The organism is Actinomadura sp. HBU206391 (assembly GCF_014323665.1).
GTDB lineage: Bacteria > Actinomycetota > Actinomycetes > Streptosporangiales > Streptosporangiaceae > Actinomadura_C.
Genome location: NZ_JABVEB010000199.1, coordinates 1 through 10,031, shown reverse-complemented (window position 1 = coordinate 10,031; position 10,031 = coordinate 1). Strand labels below are relative to the sequence as shown.

The 10,031-nt window shown below is 68.8% G+C and carries 6 protein-coding genes and 3 pseudogenes; 3 read left to right on the top strand and 6 right to left on the bottom strand.

The window, feature by feature from the left end:
* From HKK72_RS30800 to HKK72_RS42945, 5 genes and pseudogenes are all read right to left on the bottom strand, one after another.
* Positions 1 to 2,354, bottom strand: a 2,354-nt coding sequence (locus tag HKK72_RS30800; RefSeq protein WP_261987368.1) for a cation-translocating P-type ATPase, incomplete at its 3' end; no start/stop codon positions are given.
* 157 nt (positions 2,355 to 2,511) lie between these two features.
* A complete protein-coding gene (locus tag HKK72_RS30795) occupies positions 2,512 to 4,794 on the bottom strand; it encodes a heavy metal translocating P-type ATPase (RefSeq protein ID WP_187237949.1) in 2,283 nt (760 codons plus the stop codon).
* A gap of 260 nt (positions 4,795 to 5,054) precedes the next feature.
* Complete coding sequence (locus HKK72_RS40220; RefSeq protein ID WP_222721348.1) at positions 5,055 to 6,317, bottom strand: HAD-IC family P-type ATPase; 1,263 nt, start codon at positions 6,315 to 6,317, stop codon at positions 5,055 to 5,057.
* Complete coding sequence (locus HKK72_RS41615) at positions 6,284 to 7,117, bottom strand: hypothetical protein (protein WP_315987534.1); 834 nt, start codon at positions 7,115 to 7,117, stop codon at positions 6,284 to 6,286. The genes HKK72_RS40220 and HKK72_RS41615 overlap by 34 nt, the downstream gene beginning before the upstream one ends.
* A pseudogene (locus HKK72_RS42945) lies at positions 7,111 to 7,326 on the bottom strand (cation-transporting P-type ATPase); the annotation flags it as partial. The pseudogene HKK72_RS42945 and the gene HKK72_RS41615, both read right to left, overlap by 7 nt.
* Positions 7,327 to 7,422: 96 nt before the next feature.
* On the opposite strand from HKK72_RS42945, the pseudogene HKK72_RS41610 reads away from it, so the two are divergent.
* The 3 genes and pseudogenes from HKK72_RS41610 to HKK72_RS30780 form a co-directional block, all read left to right on the top strand.
* Positions 7,423 to 8,025: pseudogene (locus tag HKK72_RS41610) on the top strand (acetate--CoA ligase family protein); the annotation flags it as partial.
* The gene (locus HKK72_RS30785) at positions 7,961 to 8,377 is read left to right on the top strand and encodes a 4Fe-4S dicluster domain-containing protein (protein WP_187237950.1); all 417 of its coding nucleotides are present in this window, start codon (positions 7,961 to 7,963) and stop codon (positions 8,375 to 8,377) included. The pseudogene HKK72_RS41610 and the gene HKK72_RS30785, both read left to right, overlap by 65 nt.
* A 37-nt stretch (positions 8,378 to 8,414) precedes the next feature.
* Complete coding sequence (locus HKK72_RS30780) at positions 8,415 to 9,359, top strand: universal stress protein (protein WP_187237948.1); 945 nt, start codon at positions 8,415 to 8,417, stop codon at positions 9,357 to 9,359.
* Between the two features lie 433 nt (positions 9,360 to 9,792).
* On the opposite strand, the pseudogene HKK72_RS40210 reads toward HKK72_RS30780, so the two are convergent.
* A pseudogene (locus HKK72_RS40210) lies at positions 9,793 to 9,947 on the bottom strand (DNA-binding response regulator); the annotation flags it as partial.
* Positions 9,948 to 10,031 lie beyond the last annotated feature (84 nt).

Here is a 10,031-nt window from a genome sequence, read left to right as displayed (position 1 = left end):
ACGTTGACGACGACCGTGCGTGCCTCGGCGATGGGTACCTCGTGTGCCCGCTCCCAGTTGAAGAGGCCGAAGGCGGCGGTGAGGAGGATGGCGGAGACGAGGAGCACACGCAGGGCGAGCGCGGGCGTGAGCAGGGCGCTGGCCGGATCGCGCGGCGGCCGACGCATGAGGTCAGGCTCGGCGGGTTCGAACGCGAACGGCAGGCCGAGCACGAGCACGGCGGCCATGTTCAGCCAGAGAACCTGGACCGGCAGGATGGGCAGGGCGGTCCCGGCTATGATCGCGACGACGAGTAGTAGCCCGAGGCCGAGGTTGGCCGGCAGCGCCCAGACTATGAACCGGGTGAGGTTGTCGAAGACGCTGCGGCCTTCCTCGACGGCGGCCTCGATCGATGCGAAGTCGTCGTCGGTGAGGACCATGTCCGCCGAGGCCTTGGCGACCTCGGTGCCGCCGTACCCCATGGCCACGCCGATGTCGGCACGTTTGAGGGCGGGCGCGTCGTTGACGCCGTCGCCGGTCATCGCGACCACATGGCCGCGGCTCTGCAGCGCTCGTACGAGGCGCAGTTTCTGCTCGGGTGAGACCCGAGCGAAGATCGTGGTGCGTTCGGCCGCCTCAGGGAGGCGGTCGTCGGGGCATTCCGTCAGGTCGGTACCGGTCATGACGGGTCCGTCGAGTCCGATCCTGGCGGCGATGGCCTGCGCGGTCGTGGCGTGATCCCCTGTGATCATCTTAACCTGGATCCCGGCGTTCCGGCAGGCCTTGACGGCTCCGGCCGACGCTGCCCGCGGTGGATCGAGCATGCCCTGAAGCCCGAGGAAGGTCAGGGCGGGCAGTGTCTCCTCCGACAGGGAAGCCACGCCGGGCGGCGCTTCGGCTCGGGCAAAGGCGATCACGCGCAGGCCGTCACGCCCGAGTCCCTCGGCAACCTCGGTGGCGGCGTCCCGGTCGAGGGCCTGGAGTCGGCCGGTGTGGTCCATCTGGGTGGTGCACAGGTCCAGAACCCGCTCGATCGACCCTTTGACGTAGACGACTCCCGGATGGAGCGTGGCCATGTAACGCCGCTCGGAGGAGAACGGCACCGTGTTCAGCCGGGCCGGCGGATCGGCGAGGCCCGCTCTCGCCGCGCTGACCAGCAAAGCCGCCTCCGTAGGATCGCCGGTGATCTCACCGTCCGGCAGGAGCCGGGCGTCATTGCAGGCCAAACCTGCGATCAAACACTCCATCAGGGCCGCATTCCGGTCGAGGGCGGGCATGTCGGAGGCCTCGGCACCGGCCGGCTCGTAGGTCTCACCGGCCGCGACGGCCGCGGTCACCGTCATCTTGTTCTCGGTGAGCGTGCCGGTCTTGTCGGTGCAGATGACGGTGGTACCGCCGAGTGTCTCGACGACCGGTAGCCGGCGGACGATGACATGGCGCTGGACCATACGGGCCACCCCGAAGGCCAGGACGATCGTCACCATGGCAGGCAGCCCCTCAGGGATCGCGCCGACGGCCAGTGCGATCGCCGAGGCGAGCATCTCGGCGACGGATCGCCCGCGCGCGATCCCGATCGCGAAGGTCGCCGCACCGAGGACCAGGACGGCAATGGTGACGATCCGGCTGAACCTGGCGATCTTGCGGGTAAGCGGTGTCTGTCTCGCGGCGGTGCGCCGCACCAGGCGGTGGACGAGCCCGATCTCGGTTCGCGGACCCGTGGCGGCGACGATTCCCCCGCCGGAGCCGCTGATCACGAGCGTTCCTGAATGACCCATGTTGTACCGGTCGGCGAGTGAGGTGCCCGGCGGCAGAGAGGCCGTGTCCTTGCCGACGGGAGCCGACTCGCCGGTCAGAGCCGACTCGTCCACACGCAGCTCACGCGTTTCGATGAGGCGGAGATCTGCGGGGACCTTGTCGCCGGTCTCCAGCACGACCAGATCGCCGGGCACTACGGCCGAGGAGGGAATCAGGAGCCGTCGACCCTCGCGCATGACGGTCGTGACCCCCTCGGTCATCGCGGCGAGGGCGGCCAGGGCGCCCTCCGCCCGTGACTCCTGCATGAACCCGATGACGGCGTTCACGAGCACAACGGCGAGGATCACCCCCGCGTCCACGTGGTCCCCCAGCAGGGCCGCGGCCACCGCGGAGGCGAGGAGGACATAGAGCAAGGGGCTGTGGAACTGCAGCACGAACCTTGTGAACATGCCATGGGCGGGCGCGGCGGGCAGCGTGTTAGGACCCCACAGCGTGAGCCGGACCGCCGCTTCGGAGTCGGTGAGACCGGTCTCCGCGTCGCCATCCACGGCCCTGACCGCATCGGCTGCCGGAAGCTCCCATAGTCGTTGATCCGTGTCGTTCAGCAACATCTGGCTCATGCTCCCAAGATCCACCAGGCCGGAACCACCGGAGGAGGGGCGAAGGTCCTCGGAGTAGAGCCTTCCGTTGGCCCCCGCAGCTCAAGATCCCGGCATAAGCCATTGCGAGCGCATCCATCGGGACCCGCCCGATCGATCTTTGACCGCCTTTGACACGTCACGAGGCCCGGAACCTGGCTGAGAGAGAGAAATACGCCTCCTCCTCTTGGGTGAAATGTAGGACTAGCACGGCGTGTAAGCCATAGAGACAGGCGCGCAGGTCGTCGAGTTGGTCCGGGCTCGGGCCGTCGTCGCGCGCGAGCTCCAGATGGGTCCCCAATCTGCGGACGAGCCGCTCGATCTCGGCATGCGCCCGGCTCATCGTGGTCGTCACCTCGGGACTGCCCAGCGCTCGCTCGACGGCCGGGTAGAGGCGGACCTCCTCAGCGTGCTCATGGGGCATGACGTCGTCGATGAGGAAGCGGTGAATCTCCCGCAGGCGGCGCAGGGCGGTGGGCCCGGGGGAGTCGGCGAGCGCGTCGGCGGTCGCGCGGATGTTCTCCAGAGACGGCCGGAGCCAGGCATGCTCCTGGTCGAAGCGGCGTAGCAGCGCCTCCGTGCCGGCGTCGAGAAGTGCGCGGGTGCCACGGCCCTCCCGCAGGGCTCGAAGCGCATTGAGGATGACCGCGACGTCGATCGCCTCCTGCAGCAGCGCGCCGGGCGCCGGAGGGATCGTGCCCAGAGCGGCGGCCGTCATGGCCGCCAGCGACAGCAGCATGCCGATGCCCGCGCTCTGCCCCGCTATGCGGCGCGACCTGCGGGCGGTGTCCATGGCGTCGGCCAGCCGGTCGAGACGATCATTGGTGATGACGACGTCGGCGGCTTGGGAGGCGGCGGCTGCCCCACGGGCGCCCATCGCCACGCCGACATCTGCCGCGGCCAGTGCCGGTGCGTCGTTGATGCCATCGCCCACCATCGCGGTCACGGCTTGTTCCGCACGTACCGCTCGTACCTTGGCGTCTGGTGGCTGTTCGGCCAGGACCTGATCCACTCCCAGGACGGCGGCCACGCTCTCGGCGACGTCGGCCCGGTCACCGGTGAGCATGACGATGCGGCGGACGCCTGCGGTACGCAGGCGCCGAAGGGTGCGGGCCGCGTCGGGGCGGACGGTGTCGCGAAGGAGCACGACGCCGCACGTACAGCCGTCGACGCTGATCCACACGGTCATCGCGCCGTCGAGGGCAGCTCGGGCGCGCACTCTCGCCGCCCAGGCGTCCTGCGGTGACACGGCCTTACCGACGGTGACGCGCCGCCCGTTCACCCGTCCTTCGGTGCCGTGGCCCGGTACCTCGCTGACGTTAAGTGGCCGGGGCAGTTCGAGTCCACGATCGCGGGCGACCCGGACGATGGCCTCAGCGAGCACGTGGGAAGACATCTGATCCACCGCGGCGGCCATTCGGAGCAGCTCCGCCGGAGCTCGGCCGGGGGCCGCCAGAACCTCCGCGACTTCGGGCCGACCAGTGGTCAGGGTGCCGGTCTTGTCGAGGACGAGCGTACGGACGCGGCCGAGCGTCTCCAGGGCTCCGCCCCCCTTGACCACGACGCCGTGCCGCGCCGTGCACGACAGCCCGGCCACGATCGCGGCCGGGGCGGCCAGCAGCAGCGGGCACGGAGTCGCGACGACGAGTACCGCCACCGCACGCACGAGTTGGCCCGAGGCCAGCCACGAGGCTCCCGCGAGCAGCAGCGTCAGCGGCAGGAATACGGCGGCGAACCGGTCGGCGAGCCGGACGATAGGAGCGCTCTGCGCCTGAGCCTCGCGGGCCAGCCGGACGATCCCGGCGTAGGTGCTGTCCGTGGCAGTTCCGGTCGCCCGGAGATCGAACGCGTCGCCGGCGTTCACGGTGCCGCTGCGCACTCCGGCGCCCACCGAGTGCTCCACCGGGAGCGCCTCTCCCGTCAGCGCGGATTCGTTCAGCATCGCCATGCCGCCCTCGACGACGCCGTCGACGGGCACGATCTCTCCGGCGGGCACCAGCAGCCGGTCGCCACGCACGATGTCGGCCAGTGCGACCCGGCGTACGGCGCCGTCGTCGTGGCGATAAGCCCATCGCGGTGTGCGCTCCAGCAGGGCGCGTAGATCGCGGCCTGCCCGGCGACTCGCATGGTCCTCCAGCGATCGGCCGGTCGCCAGCATCACGCCGATCAGAGCACCCGCGAGATACTCCCTCACGGCCAATGAACCCGTCAGCGCCAGCACCGCGATCGCGTCCGCGCCGAGCCGCCCGTGCCGCACGGCATCGATCACCCACCAAGTGGCAGGCCCCAGCGCGAGAATCGTCGCCGCCGCCCACAGTGCTCCGGCCGGACCACCAAGGCCCAGGGCGTAGAACACGCCGCCGATGACGAGCGGGCCGAGCGTACCCGGGAGCAGTACCGTTCCGACTAGCCTGGTAGGCACGTGATCACTCCGCCTGGCATGCCATCAGCAACTGGCATGCCATCAGCAACAGGTGACCCAAGCGGGTACCGGTCGCGACGACGCGTCCGGGACGGTCGCGATGGCATAGCTGCCAGACTGCTCCGGGAGCCGTGCCGTGGGTTTGCGAACCAGCCATTGCGGAGCGTATGCAGCGTGTCCCGCTGCCGTTCATGTCCCGGGTCGAAGCCCTCAGAGGTGATCGACCAGGTCCTCATCGTGGTTCTCCGTAGGTCAGCGCCTCAATTCCAGCCGCCGAAAGAACCCCGCCGTAGGGGCGGACTTCCCCTGAGCACGGGACTTCCGTCACTGCCGACCGCATAACGGCGCGTCTCGGCGCAGGCGAGGTCCCGGTGACGTCTGCGACTAGCGACGTCGGACGAGCCGACGGTGTAGCTCGTCGACACCCCACACGATGAAGGGAACGTGGCGATGAGCCCGAGCACGCCCGGTTGCAGCGCGGTGGTACCGAAGATGTGCTGGAAGGCCGGGACATAGACGAGCAGGGCGGTAAAGGCCAGTTCGAAGGCGATGCCCCACAGCAGCAGAGGGTTACTGAGCATCCCGACCTGTCGCAATGAGGCATGTTCGGTGCGGGCGGCGAAGGCCGTACCAACCTGGCACATGACGATGCCGGTGAAGGTAGCGGTGGTGGCTTCGACATACGCATGGTGGAGTTCGCTGTACGGTACTGTCGAGTCGCCGGGGCTCCAGCCGGCCCGCCAAAGCACGAAAAAGAACGCGGCCATGACCAATACGGCGGAGGTCAAGCCCAGATAGCCCCATGCCCGCTTGAGCATGGCACTGGTGATCACGTTTTCGTGGCGACGGCGCGGCGGACGACTCATGATCCCCGGCTCGGCTGGTTCGCGGCCGAGGGCGAGAGCCGGAAGCGTCTCCGTGCCGAGGTCGATGGCGAGGATCTGCAACACGGTCAGCGGTAGTGGCACGGCTCCCGCGCTCAGCGCGAACACCAGGAAGGGAACCACCTCCGGGACGGTGTGCGCGAAGATGTACAGGATGAACTTCCGCACGTTGTCGTAGACCCGGCGTCCCGATTCGATGGCCACCACGATGGTGGCGAAGTCGTCGTCGGTGAGCACCATCGTCGCCGCCTCCCGGGCGACGTCGGTGCCGGAGCGGCCCATGGCGATGCCGATGTCGGCACGGTGCAGTGCCGGGGCGTCATTGACCCCGTCGCCGGTCATGGCGACGACCAGCCCCTTGGCGCGCAAGGCGTCGGCGACCCGCAGTTTCGTCTCCGGCGACGACCGCGCGAAGATGATTTCCACGTCTTCGTCGAGCAGATCGTCCAGTTCGTGGTCACTGATGTCTTCGGCCTCTGAGACGATACGCGTCCTCGGTTCTCCGATGCCTATCTCGTGGGCGACGGCGGCGGCGGTGACACCGTTGTCGCCTGTTACGACGTGCACCCGCAGGCCGGCCTCATGACAGCGCCGTACCGCATCGATCACCTCCGGGCGGGGCGGGTCATAAAGGCCCACCAGGCCAACCAGCCGCAGGTCGTGCTCGGCCTCGTCCCGCTGTGACGGCGCGGGTCCGGACAGCTCCCGGGTGGCGACGGCCAGGACGCGGAGCCCGCGCTCGGCCAGCGCGTCACCGCCATGAGGACCTGATGGGCGTCACTGCCCGCCGTCCGAGCCAATACGGCCTCGGGTGCGCCCTTGACGTGAACCGCCTGGGGGGACAGCCCCGCGGCCACGCCCACGAGCAGGAACGCCACCCCGATACCGACAGCGACCAGGGAGATCAGCCAGGCGACACGCTTGATCTGGCGCTCAAGGGGGCTGTCCTTACGGCCGGTGCGCTCGCTCAGCGCCGCTATCCGGCCCAGTTCGGTGTGCCCGCCGGTGGCGAAGACGAGCGCCTGTGCCTCACCACCGACGCAGGTCGTTCCACTGAAGACCAGATTTCTCTCGCGAAGCAGCGAGGGGCCAGTCGCAGAGGGACCCGCCACCCGTTCGATCGGATTCGACTCTCCCGTGAGCATGGACATGTCCACCTCGAGCCATCCCTGGGTGAGACGCGCGTCGGCGGGCACCTTGTCACCCTCGCGAGCAGGACAAGGTCGCCCGGGACGATGTCGCGTGACTCGATCGTCTGCTCGCGAGCATCGCGCACCGTCCGGCTGCGTTCGGGCAGATATTCGGCGAGCGCTTCGACGGCGCGTACCGCCTGCCGTTCCTGCAGCAGGGCGAACCCGGCATTGATCAGGATGACGGCGACTATCGCGATGCCGAGGGCCGGCGTCTTCGCCGCGAAGGCCAGTGCGCCGGCGACCCACAACAGCAGTGCCAGGGGATGGACGAGCTGCCGCAAGAGATCGTTCAGAAGCGAGCTGCGATATCGGCGGCGTACCTCATTGGGGCCGTATACGGAAAGACGCCGGCTCACCTCGCGCGCGGAGAGGCCACGTGGCCCGGTCCCGAGGACACGGAACAACTGCGGGAGAGGCGCACGAGGGTCGGGCGGCGAGGCTGTGAGGTCGGTCATGGCCCCCAAGGTCGAACCGGCACGGCATCTGTGGCAGGGGCCAAGGTCCCCCGGCCCGGTGACGTCCGCCTGCCGATCTTGCGTGCCGGGCCGCCGATGCTGGACATATGGCCGACCTCGGTGGCACGGAGCCGGTATTCGCCTTGCTCGTCGACGGCACGCAGACGCAGATCCGGGGACTGGGCCCGGCCGACCGGGAGGAGCCATGTCGTCCTCAAGGCACACGTACCGGGTCTCGTCCACAAGACCGAGGCGGGCGCGGTTCAGCTCGACCTGCGATGCGAACGCGCTGTACGGCGTGCCTACCGAGGTGTGGCCAAGCGGTTCGGTGACCGGCTCGCCGGCGTGATGGTCCAGCGGATGGAGGATGACGGGATCGAAGTGCTGTGCGGTATCACCCAAGAACCCATCTTCGGTCCGCTGGTGTTGTTCGGTCTCGGCGGCGTCGCCACCGACGTTCTCGGCGACACCGGCGCCAGGCTGAGCCCGCTGACCGATCTCGACGCCGCCGAACTCATCCGCTCAGTGCGCAGCGCGCCGCTGCTGCTTGGCCACCGTGGCCTGCCCGCAGCGGACGTCGCCGGTATTGAGGGCATCCTTCTCCGGCTGTCGCGTCTGGCCGAAGCGCACTCCGATGTCGCCGAACTCGACCTCAACCCGATCATCGCGCGCCCCGATGAGGTCGTGGCCGTCGACGCGCGAGTGTTCATCACGCCGCAGCGCCCTGGTATGCCCGACCTGCTTCTGCGCCACCGTCGAGGACGTCACCGATCTGACCGGCGAGCACGCCGAGCGGTGGCAGCGCTGGGACTCCTGCTACCAACTCGAGTTCTCTCATCTGCCGGGCGGCAGTGCGCGGTATCGGGAGCCCCAGGCGGCCGCCCGCTTGGGGAATGGCTCTGACCACGTCCAGGCGGGCGTGTGTCGAACGGTCTCGCGCCGGTGTGCATGCCCTTCCTTCCGCAACACACTTCACGATCGACCTCCTATGACGGGTCGAAGGTCATGGGGCCTGTGGACTCAGGGCCCTGCTGGCCAGACATCTCAGTGACGACGCTGGTAATGACTTCGGCTGTTGAGGAGATGCCATGAGCCAGTGCGACGACGCGGGGCCGGTGCTGGTGGGTTATGACGAATCACCGGCCAGCGAGCAGGCACTTCGCTGGGCGGTGGAGGAGGCTCGACTCCGTGATCTTCCACTTGAGATCTGTCATACATGGCAATGGCCTTACCCGTTCCGTACGCCTGAAGATCCCATGCCGGGGGGTGCCGAGACCCTCACGACGCTGGAAGTCCTCCGAAGTATGGCGGCGATCGTTGCGGATGAAGGCGTGCGGAAGGCGCACGCCATGGCCAAGGGCCTGGACGTCCGCTGGCGCCTGGAACAGGGCTTCGCTCCGGCCGCGTTGCTGAGCGCGTCCCACGGCGCGAGCCTGGTGGTGCTCGGCGCACGGGGACACGGCGGATTCGACGGGCTGTCCATAGGGTCTGTCGCGATGCAGGTACCCGCCCATTCAACTCGGCCGGTGATCGTTGTCCGGTCGGCTCCGCCACACTTCGAGGACGGTGGCCAGCCGATCGTTGTCGGTGTCGATGGTTCGCCGGCGAGCGACGCCGCGCTCGGGTTCGCCTTCCAGGAGGCCGCGCTTCGTGATGTGCCGTTGACCGCTGTATGCGCCTGGTGGGATCCCGGTCTGCTGCCCGGTCCCGACCGCGCTCCCTTCATCCGACCGGAGCCGATGCGCCATGAGGCGATGACACGCTTCGAACAGTTCATTGAGCGATGGCAGGTCGATTTTCCCAAGGTGCCGGTCGACATGCGGTTCGTCGTCGAGACGCCACGGCACGCCATCATCAGCGCCGCGCTGGGCGCCGTGCTACTCGTGGTCGGGAACATAGGGATCGGCTCAGCGCCTCATACGCTCCTCGGATCGGTGACCCAGACAGCCATGCACGAGGCCTCCTGTCCCGTCGCGATCGTGCCCGCCACGGCAGGCAGGCGCGATCGAAGTGAGGGATCCTCGACCTCCTGAGCGACCAGGGTGTCGGCTCGCCCGAATTCACGTATTTGATCACCGAGCTGATCTTGTGGCTCGGCCGCGGCCGCGGCCGCGGCGGCGGCGTGGAAGTCCTTCAGCTGGCCGTGCTTGGCAGCTGGGGCGCGCCGACGATGCCAGCCGGGCGAGTTGACGGCGTAGCCCGTCGGCCGCCACCGGTCGCGGTGGGCTGGTCGATGTGGATGGCGACCTCGGCAGCCTGGAGTTCAGCGGACTGATGTCGACATCTTCAGCCCGGCCCATAAAATGCACAGCCCCCGCCAGGGATTTCGGCCACCGGACGAACACCGACCAGCGCGGCTTGTTCTGAGGGGGCCGCAACGCGAGGCTGACAGTTGATGCCCCGCAGACGACCGCGACGCCATCGGCGCCGAGATCGATGGATCCGCCCGGAGAGATCGCTTCAGCGGGAGCGGAGCTTTCGGCACACGGTCACCTCGTCGCCGTCCGGGAGGCGTACGTCCAGCACCGCCACGTCGGGGCCGAGGGTGGGATCCGGGCCAGCGCGCTGTTCGCCGTGTCGGCCTCGCCTGCGACCGTGATGTCGGGTTCGGCCTCGAGCAGGGCGGCGACCCCACGCCGCCTAAACCGACCGGGAGCAGACGCCCGTGGGAGTCGGGCGGCGGCCGCCGCCCGATCAAGGACCAA